Annotated in this window: 11 protein-coding genes, 4 tRNA genes and 1 rRNA gene; all 16 read right to left on the bottom strand. The window is 55.7% G+C overall.

What is annotated here, in order from left to right:
• Nucleotides 1-87 precede the first annotated feature (87 nt).
• Nucleotides 88-4,287, bottom strand: coding sequence for a DNA-directed RNA polymerase subunit beta' (rpoC, locus tag ACNYC6_RS16595; RefSeq protein ID WP_419708340.1), 4,200 nt, complete (start codon nucleotides 4,285-4,287; stop codon nucleotides 88-90).
• Nucleotides 4,288-4,351: 64 nt separating this feature from the next.
• Nucleotides 4,352-8,425: a DNA-directed RNA polymerase subunit beta gene (gene rpoB / locus ACNYC6_RS16590; protein WP_419708339.1), complete on the bottom strand. Its 4,074-nt coding sequence runs from the start codon at nucleotides 8,423-8,425 to the stop codon at nucleotides 4,352-4,354.
• A gap of 220 nt (nucleotides 8,426-8,645) precedes the next feature.
• Complete coding sequence (rplL, locus tag ACNYC6_RS16585) at nucleotides 8,646-9,011, bottom strand: 50S ribosomal protein L7/L12 (protein WP_056855887.1); 366 nt, start codon at nucleotides 9,009-9,011, stop codon at nucleotides 8,646-8,648.
• A 75-nt stretch (nucleotides 9,012-9,086) separates the two neighbouring features.
• Complete coding sequence (rplJ, locus tag ACNYC6_RS16580) at nucleotides 9,087-9,587, bottom strand: 50S ribosomal protein L10 (RefSeq protein WP_007970413.1); 501 nt, start codon at nucleotides 9,585-9,587, stop codon at nucleotides 9,087-9,089.
• A gap of 198 nt (nucleotides 9,588-9,785) precedes the next feature.
• Nucleotides 9,786-10,481, bottom strand: a complete 696-nt coding sequence (gene rplA, locus ACNYC6_RS16575) for a 50S ribosomal protein L1 (protein WP_003186095.1) — start codon at nucleotides 10,479-10,481, stop codon at nucleotides 9,786-9,788.
• Nucleotides 10,481-10,912, bottom strand: coding sequence for a 50S ribosomal protein L11 (gene rplK / locus ACNYC6_RS16570; protein ID WP_007933726.1), 432 nt, complete (start codon nucleotides 10,910-10,912; stop codon nucleotides 10,481-10,483). The genes rplA and rplK overlap by 1 nt, the downstream gene beginning before the upstream one ends.
• A 117-nt stretch (nucleotides 10,913-11,029) precedes the next feature.
• Nucleotides 11,030-11,563 carry a transcription termination/antitermination protein NusG gene (gene nusG / locus ACNYC6_RS16565; protein ID WP_007933727.1) on the bottom strand — a complete coding sequence of 178 codons (534 nt, stop codon included), beginning with the start codon at nucleotides 11,561-11,563 and terminating at the stop codon, nucleotides 11,030-11,032.
• Nucleotides 11,564-11,572: 9 nt separating this feature from the next.
• On the bottom strand, nucleotides 11,573-11,941 hold the full coding sequence (secE, locus tag ACNYC6_RS16560) for a preprotein translocase subunit SecE (RefSeq protein ID WP_419708338.1): 369 nt from the start codon (nucleotides 11,939-11,941) through the stop codon (nucleotides 11,573-11,575).
• Between the two features lie 45 nt (nucleotides 11,942-11,986).
• Nucleotides 11,987-12,062, bottom strand: a tRNA-Trp gene (locus ACNYC6_RS16555).
• 170 nt (nucleotides 12,063-12,232) lie between these two features.
• Nucleotides 12,233-12,308: transfer RNA gene (locus ACNYC6_RS16550), tRNA-Thr, on the bottom strand.
• 26 nt (nucleotides 12,309-12,334) lie between these two features.
• A tRNA-Gly gene (locus ACNYC6_RS16545) sits at nucleotides 12,335-12,408 on the bottom strand.
• Nucleotides 12,409-12,431: 23 nt separating this feature from the next.
• Nucleotides 12,432-12,516: transfer RNA gene (locus tag ACNYC6_RS16540), tRNA-Tyr, on the bottom strand.
• A gap of 143 nt (nucleotides 12,517-12,659) precedes the next feature.
• Entirely contained in the window at nucleotides 12,660-13,100 is a 441-nt protein-coding gene (locus tag ACNYC6_RS16535; RefSeq protein WP_419708337.1) for a hypothetical protein, read from the bottom strand.
• Nucleotides 13,101-13,107: 7 nt separating this feature from the next.
• Nucleotides 13,108-13,857: a pantothenate kinase gene (locus ACNYC6_RS16530; protein WP_419708336.1), complete on the bottom strand. Its 750-nt coding sequence runs from the start codon at nucleotides 13,855-13,857 to the stop codon at nucleotides 13,108-13,110.
• The gene (gene birA / locus ACNYC6_RS16525) at nucleotides 13,847-14,806 is read right to left on the bottom strand and encodes a bifunctional biotin--[acetyl-CoA-carboxylase] ligase/biotin operon repressor BirA (protein WP_419708335.1); all 960 of its coding nucleotides are present in this window, start codon (nucleotides 14,804-14,806) and stop codon (nucleotides 13,847-13,849) included. The genes ACNYC6_RS16530 and birA overlap by 11 nt, the downstream gene beginning before the upstream one ends.
• Nucleotides 14,807-14,939: 133 nt before the next feature.
• A 5S ribosomal RNA gene (gene rrf / locus ACNYC6_RS16520) occupies nucleotides 14,940-15,055 on the bottom strand.
• Between the last annotated feature and the right edge of the window lie 163 nt (nucleotides 15,056-15,218).

Raw genomic sequence — 15,218 nt, 5'->3', positions numbered from 1 at the left:
CCGACCTCCCCACCCATCGAACCTCGACAAATTGTCTCGATTCGATGAACGGAGCTGCCAGGGCCTTACGCTCATTTATCGCAGAACTCAGTTACCGCTAGAGTTCAGCGCTTCGGTCAGTGCAGCTTCCACTTCACTGGCGCTTACGCGCAACGGCTTGTCGGCATCACGGCGACGCTTGCGCTCGCTGTGGTACGCCAGACCGGTACCAGCCGGGATCAGACGACCCACGACCACGTTTTCTTTCAGGCCGCGCAGGTAATCGCGCTTGCCGGTTACCGCCGCTTCGGTCAGTACGCGAGTGGTTTCCTGGAAGGAAGCCGCCGAGATGAACGATTCGGTGGACAACGACGCCTTGGTGATACCCAGCAGAACACGAGTGAACTTGGAGACAAATTTGTCTTCGCCGCTCAAACGCTCGTTCTCTACCAGAACGTGAGTCAATTCCATCTGGTCGCCCTTGATGAAACTGGAATCGCCGGATTCAGCGATTTCAACTTTACGCAGCATCTGACGCAGGATGGTCTCGATGTGCTTATCGTTGATCTTCACGCCTTGCAGACGGTAAACGTCCTGGATCTCGTTAACGATGTACTTGGCCAGCGCACTCACACCCAGCAGACGCAGGATGTCGTGTGGATCGCTTGGACCGTCGGAGATAACTTCGCCGCGGTTCACTTGTTCGCCTTCAAAGACGTTCAGGTGACGCCACTTCGGAATCAGCTCTTCATACGGATCGCTACCGTCGTTCGGGGTGATAACCAGACGGCGCTTGCCTTTGGTCTCCTTACCGAACGCGATGGTGCCGCTGACTTCAGCCAGAATCGACGCTTCTTTCGGACGACGAGCTTCGAACAAATCGGCAACACGCGGCAGACCACCGGTGATGTCACGGGTCTTCGAAGTTTCTTGCGGAATACGAGCGATAACATCACCGATCGCAATCTTCGCGCCGTCCGCTACACCGACGAGGGCGTTGGCTGGCAGGAAGTACTGAGCGATAACGTCAGTGCCTGGCAGCAACAGATCCTTGCCGTTGTCGTCGACCATCTTCACGGCAGGACGGATGTCTTTACCGGCAGCTGGACGATCTTTGGCGTCGAGTACCTCAATGTTGGTCATACCGGTCAACTCGTCAGTCTGACGCTTGATCGTGATGCCTTCTTCCATGCCTACGTAGGTCACGGTACCTTTCATTTCGGTAACGATCGGGTGAGTGTGCGGATCCCACTTGGCCACGATGGCGCCAGCTTCGACCTTGTCACCTTCTTTAACCGAAATCACGGCACCGTACGGCAGCTTGTAGCGCTCACGCTCACGACCGAAGTCATCAGCAATGGCCAGCTCACCGGAGCGGGACACGGCAACCAGGTGACCGTCCACTCGCTCAACGTGCTTCAGGTTATGCAGACGGACGGTACCGCCGTTCTTCACCTGAACACTGTCGGCTGCGGAGGTCCGGCTTGCCGCACCACCGATGTGGAACGTACGCATCGTCAGCTGGGTACCCGGCTCACCGATGGACTGGGCAGCGATAACGCCGACTGCTTCACCGATGTTCACCTGGTGACCACGAGCCAGATCACGGCCGTAGCACTTGGCGCAAATACCGAAACGGGTTTCGCAGCTGATCGGCGAACGCACGATCACTTCGTCGATGCTGTTCAGCTCGATGAACTCGACCCACTTCTCGTCTACCAGAGTGCCAGCAGGAACGATGACGTCCTCGGTACCTGGCTTGAATACGTCACGGGCGATAACTCGACCCAATACGCGCTCACCCAGGGGCTCTACAACGTCACCGCCTTCAATGTGCGGAGTCATCAGCAGGCCGTGTTCGGTGCCGCAATCGATCTCGGTTACAACCAGATCTTGCGCTACGTCTACCAGACGACGAGTCAGGTAACCGGAGTTCGCAGTTTTCAACGCGGTATCCGCCAAACCTTTACGAGCACCGTGAGTGGAGATGAAGTACTGAAGTACGCTCAAACCTTCACGGAAGTTCGCAGTAATCGGCGTTTCGATGATGGAACCGTCCGGCTTGGCCATCAGGCCACGCATACCGGCCAGCTGACGAATCTGTGCTGCGGAACCCCGCGCACCCGAGTCAGCCATCATGTACATCGAGTTGAAGGACTCTTGGTCGACTTCGACGCCATGACGGTCGATGACCTTCTCTTTCGAGAGGTTGGCCATCATTGCCTTGGAAACTTCGTCGTTCGCCTTGGACCAAAGGTCGATCACTTTGTTGTACTTCTCGCCCTGGGTTACCAGGCCGGAGGCGTACTGACTTTCGATCTCTTTCACTTCGTCGGTAGCAGTACCGATGATGCGGGCTTTTTCATCCGGGATAACGAAGTCGTTAACACCGATGGAAACGCCGGAAATGGTCGAATATGCAAAACCGGTGTACATCAACTGGTCAGCGAAGATCACGGTCTCTTTCAGACCAACCACGCGGTAGCACTGGTTGATCAGCTTGGAGATCGCCTTTTTCTTCATCGGCAGGTTGACGACGTCGTACGACAGACCCTTAGGAACAACTTGATACAGCAGCGCACGGCCGACAGTGGTGTCGACGATACGGGTGCCGCTCACGCTGCCGCCGTCACGGTCGTTGACGGTTTCGTTGATCCGCACTTTGACTTTCGCGTGCAGTGCGGCTTCGCCGGCACGGAACACACGGTCAACTTCCTGCAGATCCGCAAACACACGACCTTCGCCCTTGGCGTTGATCGCTTCACGCGTCATGTAGTACAGACCCAGTACAACGTCCTGCGACGGAACGATAATTGGCTCACCGTTGGCTGGCGACAGGATGTTGTTGGTCGACATCATCAACGCACGCGCTTCGAGCTGGGCTTCCAGCGTCAGCGGTACGTGCACGGCCATTTGGTCGCCGTCGAAGTCGGCGTTGTACGCGGCGCAGACCAGAGGGTGCAGCTGGATAGCCTTACCTTCGATCAGAACCGGTTCAAACGCCTGGATACCCAGACGGTGAAGGGTCGGTGCACGGTTGAGAAGAACTGGGTGTTCGCGAATCACTTCAGCGAGAACGTCCCAAACTTCCGGCAGTTCGCGCTCGACCATCTTCTTGGCAGCCTTGATGGTGGTAGCGAGACCACGCATTTCCAGCTTGCCAAAGATGAACGGCTTGAACAGCTCGAGAGCCATTTTCTTTGGCAGACCGCACTGGTGCAGACGCAGGGTCGGACCTACGGTAATTACCGAACGACCCGAGTAGTCAACACGCTTACCGAGCAAGTTCTGACGGAAACGACCTTGCTTACCCTTGATCATGTCAGCCAGGGATTTCAGAGGACGCTTGTTCGAACCGGTGATCGCGCGACCACGACGGCCGTTGTCGAGCAGTGCGTCGACGGCTTCCTGCAACATACGCTTTTCGTTGCGCACGATGATGTCAGGAGCGGACAGATCCAGCAGGCGCTTCAAACGGTTGTTACGGTTGATCACTCGACGATACAGATCGTTGAGGTCGGAAGTCGCGAAGCGACCGCCATCCAGCGGGACCAGTGGACGCAGATCTGGCGGCAGAACCGGCAGAACGGTCAGCACCATCCACTCTGGCAGGTTGCCGGAACCCTGGAAGGCTTCCATCAACTTCAGACGCTTGGACAGCTTCTTGATTTTGGTTTCGGAGTTGGTTTGCGGAATTTCTTCACGCAGACGGCCAATCTCGTGTTCCAGATCGATAGCGTGCAGCAGTTCGCGGACAGCTTCGGCACCCATGCGGGCATCGAAATCATCACCGAATTCTTCCAGCGCTTCGAAGTACTGCTCGTCGTTCAGCAGCTGACCTTTTTCAAGGGTGGTCATGCCTGGATCGATAACGACGTAGCTCTCGAAGTAGAGAACGCGCTCGATATCACGCAGGGTCATGTCCATCAGCAAGCCGATACGGGACGGCAGCGATTTCAGGAACCAGATGTGGGCAACAGGCGAGGCCAGTTCGATGTGCGCCATGCGCTCACGACGAACTTTTGCCAGCGCGACTTCAACGCCGCACTTCTCGCAGATTACGCCACGATGCTTCAAGCGCTTGTACTTACCGCACAGGCACTCGTAATCCTTTACCGGGCCAAAGATCTTGGCGCAGAACAGGCCGTCACGCTCAGGTTTGAACGTACGGTAGTTGATGGTTTCCGGCTTTTTAACTTCACCGAACGACCACGAACGGATCATCTCAGGCGATGCCAATCCGATACGGATGGCGTCGAACTCTTCGACTTGACCCTGGTTTTTCAGCAAATTCAGTAGGTCTTTCAAGGCCTTTCCTCCTGGCGGAGCAGAGAGCGGGCAATCCTGCCCCGCTCTCGATTCGCGTCACGTGTTATTCGGTTTCCAGATCGATATCGATGCCGAGGGAACGAATTTCCTTGATCAACACGTTGAAGGACTCGGGCATGCCCGGCTCCATACGGTGATCGCCATCCACGATGTTTTTGTACATCTTGGTACGGCCGTTCACATCGTCCGACTTCACTGTGAGCATTTCTTGCAGAGTGTAAGCAGCACCGTATGCTTCCAGTGCCCAGACCTCCATCTCCCCGAAACGCTGACCACCGAACTGCGCCTTACCACCCAGCGGCTGCTGGGTAACCAGGCTGTACGAACCGGTAGAACGAGCGTGCATCTTGTCGTCTACCAAGTGGTTCAGCTTCAGCATGTACATGTAGCCAACGGTAACCGGACGCTCGAACTTGTTGCCGGTACGGCCGTCGGTCAGCTGCATCTGGCCGCTTTCTGGCAGGTCTGCCAGTTTCAGCATGGCCTTGATTTCGCTTTCCTTGGCGCCGTCGAACACTGGAGTGGCCATCGGAACGCCGCCACGCAGGTTTTGAGCCAGGTCCAGGATTTCCTGGTCTGAGAAGTCATCGAGGCTTTCCTGACGACCACCGATCTCGTTGTAGATCTCGTGCAGGAATTTACGCAGCTCGGCAACCTTACGCTGCTCTTCAACCATGCGGTTGATCTTCTCGCCCAGCCCCTTGGCCGCGAGGCCCAGGTGGGTTTCAAGGATCTGACCAACGTTCATACGCGAAGGTACGCCCAACGGGTTGAGAACGACGTCGACCGGGGTGCCATTGGCATCGTGCGGCATGTCTTCAACCGGCATGATCACGGAGACCACACCTTTGTTACCGTGACGACCGGCCATCTTGTCGCCCGGCTGGATGCGACGACGGATTGCCAGGTAAACCTTGACGATTTTCAGCACGCCTGGAGCCAGGTCATCGCCCTGCTGCAGTTTGCGCTTCTTGTCTTCGAACTTGTCGTCCAGCAGGCGGCGACGATCAACGATGTAGGCCTGAGCCTTCTCGAGCTGCTCGTTCAGAGCATCTTCAGCCATGCGCAGCTTGAACCACTGGCCGTGCTCAAGACCGTCGAGAACTTCGTCGGTGATGTCCTGGCCTTTCTTCAGACCGGCGCCGCCTTCGGCTTTATGGCCGACCAGAGCGGAACGCAGACGTTCGAAAGTAGCGCCCTCAACGATGCGGAACTCTTCGTTCAGATCTTTGCGGATCTCGTCCAGCTGGGACTTCTCGATCGACAGTGCACGAGCATCACGCTCAACGCCGTCGCGGGTGAAGACCTGTACGTCGATAACAGTACCTTTGGTACCGGTAGGTACACGCAGGGAGGTGTCTTTAACGTCGCTGGCTTTTTCACCGAAGATCGCACGCAGCAGTTTCTCTTCCGGAGTCAGCTGGGTTTCGCCTTTCGGAGTGACCTTACCAACCAGGATGTCGCCTGCGCCTACTTCAGCACCAACGTACACGATTCCGGCTTCGTCCAGCTTGTTCAGTGCAGCCTCACCCACGTTCGGGATGTCCGCAGTGATTTCCTCTGGGCCCAGCTTGGTGTCACGGGCCACACAGGTAAGTTCCTGAATGTGGATCGTGGTGAAACGGTCTTCCTGAACAACACGCTCGGACAGGCAGATGGAGTCTTCGAAGTTGAAGCCGTTCCATGCCATGAACGCGATGCGCATGTTCTGACCCAGCGCCAGTTCACCCATATCGGTGGACGGACCGTCAGCCATGATGTCGCTACGCTGAACCCGATCACCTTTACGCACCAGCGGACGCTGGTTGATGCAGGTGTTCTGGTTGGAGCGGGTGTACTTGGTCAGGTTGTAGATGTCGACACCGGCTTCACCGGTTTCAACTTCGTCATCGGCAACACGAACCACGATACGGCTGGCGTCGACGGAGTCGATCACGCCGCCACGACGAGCCACGACGCAAACGCCGGAGTCACGGGCTACGTTACGCTCCATGCCGGTACCTACCAGCGGCTTGTCGGCGCGCAGGGTTGGTACAGCCTGACGCTGCATGTTCGAACCCATCAACGCACGGTTGGCGTCGTCGTGCTCGAGGAACGGAATCAGCGACGCAGCAACCGAAACGACCTGCTTCGGCGATACGTCCATCAAGGTGACGTCTTCCGGCGCCTTGACGGTGAATTCGTTCAAGTGACGAACAGCTACCAGTTCGTCGATCAGGACTTTCTTGTCGTTCATCGTGGCCGAAGCCTGAGCGATCACGTGATCAGCTTCTTCGATGGCGGACAGGAACACGATCTCGTCGGTGACCAGTGCATCTTTCACCACACGATACGGGCTTTCCAGGAAGCCGTACTGGTTGGTGCGCGCATAGGCAGCCAGGGAGTTGATCAGACCGATGTTCGGACCTTCCGGCGTTTCGATCGGGCAAACACGACCGTAGTGCGTCGGGTGCACGTCACGAACTTCAAAGCCGGCACGCTCACGAGTCAAACCGCCAGGGCCGAGTGCAGAGACACGACGCTTGTGAGTAATCTCGGACAGCGGGTTGTTCTGGTCCATGAACTGCGACAGCTGGCTGGAACCGAAGAACTCCTTCACCGCCGCTGCAACAGGCTTGGCGTTGATCAGGTCTTGCGGCATTAGGCCTTCGCTTTCAGCCATCGACAGACGCTCTTTGACCGCGCGCTCAACACGCACCAGGCCAACGCGGAACTGGTTCTCGGCCATTTCGCCTACACAGCGAACACGACGGTTACCCAGGTGGTCGATGTCATCGACGATGCCTTTACCGTTACGGATGTCGACCAGGGTCTTCAGTACCGCGACGATGTCTTCCTTGCACAGCACGCCTGAACCTTCGATCTCGGTACGACCGATACGACGGTTGAACTTCATCCGGCCGACCGCAGACAGGTCATAGCGCTCAGGGCTGAAGAACAGGTTGTTGAACAGGGTTTCGGCAGCGTCTTTGGTTGGCGGCTCGCCAGGACGCATCATGCGATAGATCTCGACCAGCGCTTCCAGTTGGTTGCTGGTGGAGTCTATCTTCAGCGTGTCTGAGACGAACGGACCGCAGTCGATATCGTTGGTGTACAGAGTTTCGATGCGAACTACGCCGGCCTTGGCGATTTTCGCCAGGATCTCGGTGCTCAGCTCGGTGTTGCACTCTGCCAGGATTTCGCCGGTTGCCGGATGCACGATGACCTTGGCGGTAGTGCGACCCAGGACGTAGTCCAGAGGCACTTCCAGCTCTTTGATCCCGGCTTTTTCCAGCTGGTTGATGTGGCGAGCGGTGATACGACGACCTTGCTCGACAATAACCTTGCCTTTGTCGTCCTGGATATCCAGAACCGCGATTTCACCACGCAGACGCTGAGGTACCAGTTCAAGGCTGAGGTTCTCGCCTTTCACGTGGAATACGTTGGTGGTGTAGAACGCGTCCAGCACTTCTTCAGTGGTATAGCCCAGCGCGCGCAGCAGTACCGATGCAGGCAGCTTGCGACGGCGGTCGATACGCACGAACACGCAGTCTTTCGGGTCGAACTCGAAGTCCAGCCACGAACCGCGGTAAGGAATGATGCGCGCGGAGTACAGCAGTTTACCGGAACTGTGCGTCTTGCCACGGTCGTGGTCGAAAAACACGCCCGGGGAACGGTGCAGCTGGGAAACGATTACACGCTCGGTACCGTTGATTACGAAGGTGCCGTTCTCAGTCATCAGGGGGATTTCACCCATGTAGACTTCTTGCTCTTTGATGTCCTTGATCGCTTTGTTCGACGACTCTTTGTCGAAAATGATCAGGCGCACTTTTACCCGCAAAGGTACGGCGTAAGTTACACCGCGCAATACGCATTCTTTGACATCAAATGCCGGTTCGCCCAGGCGATAACCGACGTACTCCAGCGCAGCATTGCCGGAGTAGCTGATGATCGGGAAAACGGATTTGAAGGCCGCATGCAGGCCCACGTCGCGGAACTGATCTTTAGTCGCTCCCGCTTGCAAGAATTCACGATACGAATCCAGCTGGATGGCCAGGAGGTACGGCACATCCATGACGTCCGGCAACTTGCTAAAGTCCTTGCGGATACGTTTTTTCTCAGTATATGAGTAAGCCATCAGCGTTCCCCAGCTTGGTCACCTGCTTGTTTGGCCCCTCCCGACGGGAGCAGCCAGAAAATCGTGCAAACCCCATGGTTTGCGCCACCGCATCGGGTGGTTACAGCACGTTATCGGCACCGACCCAGTCGGCTGCCAATAACGGAAAAAGGCCGGTGGCAAGAGCCACCAGCCATCAGCCTGTCGCTTAACGCTTGGGCTGGAGGAGCAAAGTCGATGCTTACTTCAGCTCGACTTTAGCGCCTGCTTCTTCCAGAGCTGCTTTGGCTTTGTCAGCTGCGTCTTTGGCAACAGCTTCCAGAACCATGGCAGGAGCGCCGTCAACTACAGCCTTGGCTTCTTTCAAGCCCAGACCGGTCAGTTCACGTACAGCCTTGATCACGTTAACTTTCTTCTCGCCAGCTTCGGTCAGCATGACGTTGAATTCAGTTTGCTCTTCAACAACAGCGGCAGCAGCAGCTGGACCAGCCGAAGCAGCAGCAGCGGTAACACCGAATTTTTCTTCGAAAGCTTTGATCAGCTCAACAACTTCCATTACGGACATGTTGCCAACTGCTTCAAGGATATCGTTCTGAGAGATAGACATGAATCTAATTCCTGATATTGGGGACGGCCTACGCGACCATCGAAAAAAACAAAAAACGCGAGAAGTTGACGAGCCTTAGGCTGCAGCAGCTTCTTTCTGGTCGCGAATTGCCGCCAGAGTACGAGCCAATTTGCTGGTAGCGCCTTGAATCACGCTCATCAGCTGAGAAATTGCTTCGTCACGGGTCGGCAGAGTTGCCAGTACGTCGATTTGGTTAGCTGCGAGGAACTTGCCCTCGAACGCAGCTGCCTTGATCTCGAACTTGTCCTGACCCTTTGCGAACTCTTTGAAGATCCGGGCAGCAGCGCCTGGATGTTCTTTGGAGAATGCAATCAGGGTAGGGCCAGTGAACACGTCGTTGAGAACACTGAATTCAGTGTCAGCAACAGCGCGCTTGAGCAGGGTGTTACGTACAACACGTACGTAAACGCCAGCTTCACGAGCCTCTTTACGGAGTCCGGTCATCGCGCCTACTGTTACGCCACGGGCATCAGCCACGACAGCGGACAGAGCGACTTTGGCAGCCTCGTTGACTTCAGCGACGATGGCCTTCTTGTCTTCGAGTTTAATTGCCACGGGTTTAACTCCTGCTTGTTACCGTTTCATCTGGTCGAAACCGGATGTCGTTTTGGTGTCTGATTCGGTAAGGAACCGGGAGCACCATCTGCGTAGGCTTGTGGTTTAAGACTCGCGTCGCCTACGGTCTTGGATAGCCCCCGCCAGGCAGGGACCCCAATTTTTCAATTGGCGCAATCGCTTGCGCCAATCTGTGTCTTACGCGTCGAGCGAGCTTTGGTCGATGACCAGACCTGGGCCCATAGTGGTGCTCAGGGTAACGCGCTTGACGTAGATACCTTTCGAAGAAGCTGGCTTGATACGCTTCAGATCAGCGATCAGGGCTTCAACGTTTTCCTTCAGCTTGACGGCATCGAAGCCGATCTTGCCAACGGAAGTGTGGATGATGCCGTTTTTGTCGGTGCGATAACGAACCTGACCAGCCTTGGCGTTTTTAACCGCGGTAGCTACGTCTGGAGTTACGGTGCCGACTTTAGGGTTAGGCATCAGACCACGTGGACCGAGGATCTGACCCAACTGACCCACAACGCGCATTGCATCCGGGGATGCAATCACTACGTCATAGTTCAGGTCGCCGCCTTTCATTTCAGCAGCCAGGTCGTCCATGCCTACACGGTCAGCGCCGGCAGCCAGAGCGGCTTCAGCAGCTGGACCCTGGGTGAACACAGCAACGCGAACGGTCTTGCCAGTGCCGTGTGGCAGCACAGTAGCGCTACGAACAACCTGGTCGGATTTACGCGGGTCTACACCCAGGTTTACAGCAACGTCGAACGACTCGCTGAACTTGACAGTCGACAGCTCGGCCAGCAGGGCAGCAGCGTCTACAAAGTTGTAGGCCTTGCCTGCTTCGATTTTGCCGGCGATAGCCTTTTGACGCTTGGTCAGCTTAGCCATTACACACCCTCCACGTTAAGGCCCATGCTACGAGCAGAACCGGCGATGGTACGCACGGCTGCTTCCATATCAGCTGCAGTCAGATCCGCGTTTTTGGTTTTCGCGATTTCTTCCAGCTGAGCACGAGTTACAGTGCCAACCTTAACGGTGTTCGGACGAGCGGAACCGCTGGTCAGACCGGCCGCCTTCTTCAGCAGAACCGAAGCAGGGGTGGATTTGGTTTCGAAAGTGAAGCTACGGTCGCTGTAGACAGTGATGATCACTGGAGTCGGCAGACCTGGCTCAAGACCCTGAGTACGGGCGTTGAAAGCCTTGCAGAATTCCATGATGTTCACGCCGTGCTGACCCAGAGCAGGACCAACAGGTGGGCTTGGGTTAGCCTGAGCGGCCTTCACTTGCAGCTTGATGTAAGCGGTAATCTTCTTGGCCATGAGGCACTCCAATTACGGGTTCAAACGCCTCGAAAGGCTCCCCGGTTACTTGCGCGTTTATCCCAGTGACGACAAAACCCCACAGCCTAAGGCTGCGGGGTTGGGATGCTTGTTCAACTAGACCTTTTCGACCTGGCTGAACTCCAACTCTACCGGAGTAGAGCGTCCGAAAATGAGCACCGCGACCTGGATCCGGCTCTTCTCGTAGTTAACCTCTTCGACCGTGCCGGTGAAATCGGCAAACGGACCATCGTTAACACGCACCGACTCGCCTGGCTCGAACAACGTCTTCGGCTTAGGCTTATCGCTACCGTCAGCGACGCGACGCAGAATCGCTTCTGCTTCTTTATCAGTAATCGGCGCAGGCTTATCAGCGGTACCGCCGATAAAGCCCATCACCCGAGGAGTATCCTTGACCAAGTGCCAAGTACCCTCGTTCATATCCATCTGGACCAACACATAGCCAGGGAAGAACTTGCGTTCGCTCTTGCGCTTCTGGCCGTTACGCATCTCAACCACTTCTTCAGTGGGAACCAGAATCTCGCCGAAGCCATCTTCCATGCCAGCCAGCTTTACGCGCTCGATCAACGAACGCATGACATGCTTCTCGTAACCCGAGTAAGCATGCACAACATACCAACGCTTAGCCACGGGACACCCTTAGCCGACAATCAAGGAGACAAGCCAGCCGAGCAGGGAATCAAGCCCCCACAACAGCAACGCCATAACCAGGACAACAGCCACAACGATCAACGTGGTCTGCGTCGTTTCTTGGCGAGTTGGCCATACGACTTTACGAATCTCGGTGCGTGCTTCCTTAGCCAGTACGAAGAAAGACTTGCCCTTAGCGGTCTGCAGGCCTACAAAGGCAGCTACAGCAGCAATGACAAGCAATGCCAGTACACGGTACAGGATCGGCGAAGCAGAATAGTACTGATTGCCAACAACGCCAACAACCACCAAAGCGACTACTACTAGCCACTTGAGCAGATCGAAGCGAGAGCCTTGAGCTTCAGCTTTAGGAGTCATCTATGAAGATCCTGTGAAAAGAAAGCCAGACACACCGAGTGAATCTGGCAGGTCAGGAGGGAATCGAACCCCCAACCTACGGTTTTGGAGACCGTCGCTCTGCCAATTGAGCTACTGACCTAAAACAAAATCAGGCCGACCATTATGCCGGCCTGAAGAAGACTTTACAACATTTACTCTGCGAGCCGGACGACACCATCAGCACCGACGACCTAATCGCCTACACCGAACACGAAATGCAATCCAGACCCTTAAAACAAAGGCAGATATTTTCATATCTGCCTTGTTATATGGAGCTCTTGAGCGGATTTGAACCGCTGACCTCACCCTTACCAAGGGTGTGCTCTACCAACTGAGCTACAAGAGCGTAACACTGTGCAAAACCTGTAAACTTGGAGCGGGTAGCGGGAATCGAACCCGCATCATCAGCTTGGAAGGCTGAGGTTCTACCACTAAACTATACCCGCGAGGCTTACAGCTCTCGCTAAAATGGTGGAGGGGGAAGGATTCGAACCTTCGAAGTCGTAGACGTCAGATTTACAGTCTGATCCCTTTGGCCGCTCGGGAACCCCTCCTAAGCGAGCCGGCATTCTACATCATGCCAGCCTTCTGTCAAGCGTTTTTCTCAATAAAAACCTGAGCTTAGCTGCGTTGACCTCGCTTCACACCGTTAACCGTTTCCGGTGTTCGCTGTGGAGCGGGCGCCATTCTATGCAAACTATTCGATGGGTGCAACCCCCTCGCAAGACATTATTTTATGTTTTAACTCATTGAATTCTTTAGAAAGGTTTATCAGCTGAAGATCATCCAGCCAGCGCCGGCTTTCCGGGGCTACGCGCAGCCAATAACCGGCGGATTCAGCACTCCCCCTGGGTAACGGCTGAAACTTGACATCCATGCCAGTCAATCTGCGCTCTAGCCCCTGAGCAACGTCCTGACGAGTAAAACCACCTAGAAAAAGGCATCCCGACTCTACCGGAGCCACCTTGCTCTTATCCTTCGCCACGTCCGGAGCCTCGCTCAACAAACGAATATCCTGTTGAGATCCCCGATACAAGCTCAAGGGTGTTACGTCCTTCGCGCGCAGAGGAGCCTCTTGTTGATGCCAGATGTAATAAAACACATTCAGAACAAGCAGCAGCAAAAACAACCAACGCATAAATACCTCAGGACAAAGGGCAAGCCATCGCCAAGCCCACAAATACCAGATCCGGCACCACCCTGGCCTCAGGCACCACCCCGGAGACCAGCCCCGCATCACCACCCGTAATGAAAACTGCGAAACCCTCGCCCCAGTAGCTACGCGCCAACTCCAACTGAGTCAGCACGAACCCCCGAAGCATTAAAACGCAACCGCGCTCGACAGCCTCAACCGTAGCGCGACCCGGGACTAGTGCCTCCAATGCGCGCTCGGCGGCAAGATCACCGTAACGAATTTTTCGGGTATGGGTGCGAAGCTGATTACGCATCAACGGCATTCCCGGACAAATAAACCCTCCGAGGTGCTCGCCATCCGCGGCGACGAAGTCAGCGGTCACTGCCGTACCGAAATCAAGCACAAGGCATGCACCACCCGCCAAATGGAACCCGCCGAGCAAGGCGAGCCAGCGATCAAGGCCCAGCCTCTCGAACGCCTCATAGCCGTTGCGCACACCGGACATTTCACGCGCCGGAGCCGCACATACCACCGACACATCGAAGGACGCCTTCAACAGGGAGATCAACGCATCGGTTTCTTCTGAAGTCCTTACACTGACCAACCGACAAAACCTGAGAGCGAGCCCATTGAGCGCACTCAAGCTTTCCAGCAAAGCGTGATCCGAATCGACTACCCCCTCGCCTACAACCCACTGGACGCCCGTCTCAATCACGCGCCACTTGATAAAGCTGTTTCCACAGTCGAGCTCAAGAATCATTGCGCAACCTCAGACTCAGCTCTCCGCCGCTGAAAACCTTTTCCACACCGCCCACCTTCAGGCGCAAGGCGCCCTGACTATCAATACCCAGCACTTCACCATCTATCTGGTTAACACCGGCGATCAACGACACCGCCCGCCCCTGCCACAGGTGATTTTGCTCCCACTCCGCCTGAACCGCTGAGAACCCGCCGAACTGATGAAGCGCGAGGTACTTCTGCAACATCAAACCAAGGGCAGCCACCAGGTGATTGCGATCAAACATCCTTCCCGACTCGAGCCGCATGGAAGTCCACTGCTGGTCAACCTCGTCGGTCATCTGCATGTTTACATTAATACCTACACCCAACACCACGTGACATACGTCGGCAGGATCACCAACCAACTCCAGCAAGATTCCTGCAATTTTTTTCTGACCGACCAGGACGTCATTGGGCCATTTCAACCCCACACCTGGAACACCTAGCTCACGCAAGGCCTGCATGACGGCGAGCCCGACAACAAGGCTCAAGCCTTCCAGCTGACGCATTCCGCCCCCAATCCGCAGCACCAGGCTGTAATAGATGTTTTCCGCGAATGGACTCACCCACTTTCGCCCGCGCCGCCCGCGACCAGCAGTTTGCCGCTCAGAAAGCACCAGAAAAGGCGCCGCCTCGTGCCGCTCAATGGCACGGAGCGCTTCAGCATTTGTGGAATCGATCGAATCGAATATCAGGACAGGCCAGTCACAGCCAGGCGCCAAACGCCCGATCTCCAGGGGATCGAGCAGCGTCAGCGGCGCAGCCAATTGATAACCGCGCCCCCTGACTTTATGAATGGACAACCCCAGCTCAGCCTCCAGATGCTGAAGCTGCTTCCAGACCGCACTGCGACTAATGCCCAAGGCAGCGCCCAAGGCTTGACCCGAATGGAATCGGCCATCTTTAAGAAGCTTTAACAACGTCAGCATGCAAGTCTCGCCTCACAATGAGGCCCGCATGATAGCCACGCGCCGGGCAAATGCATAGAAAGAGGGCGCGACAGATTTCCTGCGGACAAAACAAAACCCCAACTGCTTTCGCAATTGGGGTTTCGGAATTTAATCTTGACGATGACCTACTCTCACATGGGGAAACCCCACACTACCATCGGCGATGCATCGTTTCACTTCTGAGTTCGGGATGGGATCAGGTGGTTCCAACGCTCTATGGTCGTCAAGAAATTCGGGTACTGACTCGTGACCAGATGGTCTCGCTTCAGCAAATTGGGTATGTGATAGCTTGGTGTTTTGTGAGCATCGAACTTTCGGTTCATTGCGTCTTCACACACCGCAATCTGGTCTCTCTCGTTTCTTCAACGAGGAGCGTCAAATTGCTTGGGTG

Origin of the sequence: Pseudomonas sp. NFX224 (genome assembly GCF_048565165.1) — a bacterium.
Classification (GTDB): domain Bacteria; phylum Pseudomonadota; class Gammaproteobacteria; order Pseudomonadales; family Pseudomonadaceae; genus Aquipseudomonas.
This window is presented reverse-complemented; position numbering and strand designations above follow the sequence as displayed.

Excerpts from the sequence above, each read along its gene's own strand:
- secE (WP_419708338.1), bottom strand. The coding sequence starts at position 11,941 with ATGACTCCTAAAGCTGAAGCTCAAGGCTCTCGCTTCGATCTGCTCAAG.
- rpoB (WP_419708339.1), bottom strand. The coding sequence starts at position 8,425 with ATGGCTTACTCATATACTGAGAAAAAACGTATCCGCAAGGACTTTAGC.
- ACNYC6_RS16535 (WP_419708337.1), bottom strand. The coding sequence starts at position 13,100 with ATGCGTTGGTTGTTTTTGCTGCTGCTTGTTCTGAATGTGTTTTATTAC.
- birA (WP_419708335.1), bottom strand. The coding sequence starts at position 14,806 with ATGCTGACGTTGTTAAAGCTTCTTAAAGATGGCCGATTCCATTCGGGT.
- rplL (WP_056855887.1), bottom strand. The coding sequence starts at position 9,011 with ATGTCTATCTCTCAGAACGATATCCTTGAAGCAGTTGGCAACATGTCC.
- rplK (WP_007933726.1), bottom strand. The coding sequence starts at position 10,912 with ATGGCCAAGAAGATTACCGCTTACATCAAGCTGCAAGTGAAGGCCGCT.
- rplA (WP_003186095.1), bottom strand. The coding sequence starts at position 10,481 with ATGGCTAAGCTGACCAAGCGTCAAAAGGCTATCGCCGGCAAAATCGAA.
- ACNYC6_RS16530 (WP_419708336.1), bottom strand. The coding sequence starts at position 13,857 with ATGATTCTTGAGCTCGACTGTGGAAACAGCTTTATCAAGTGGCGCGTG.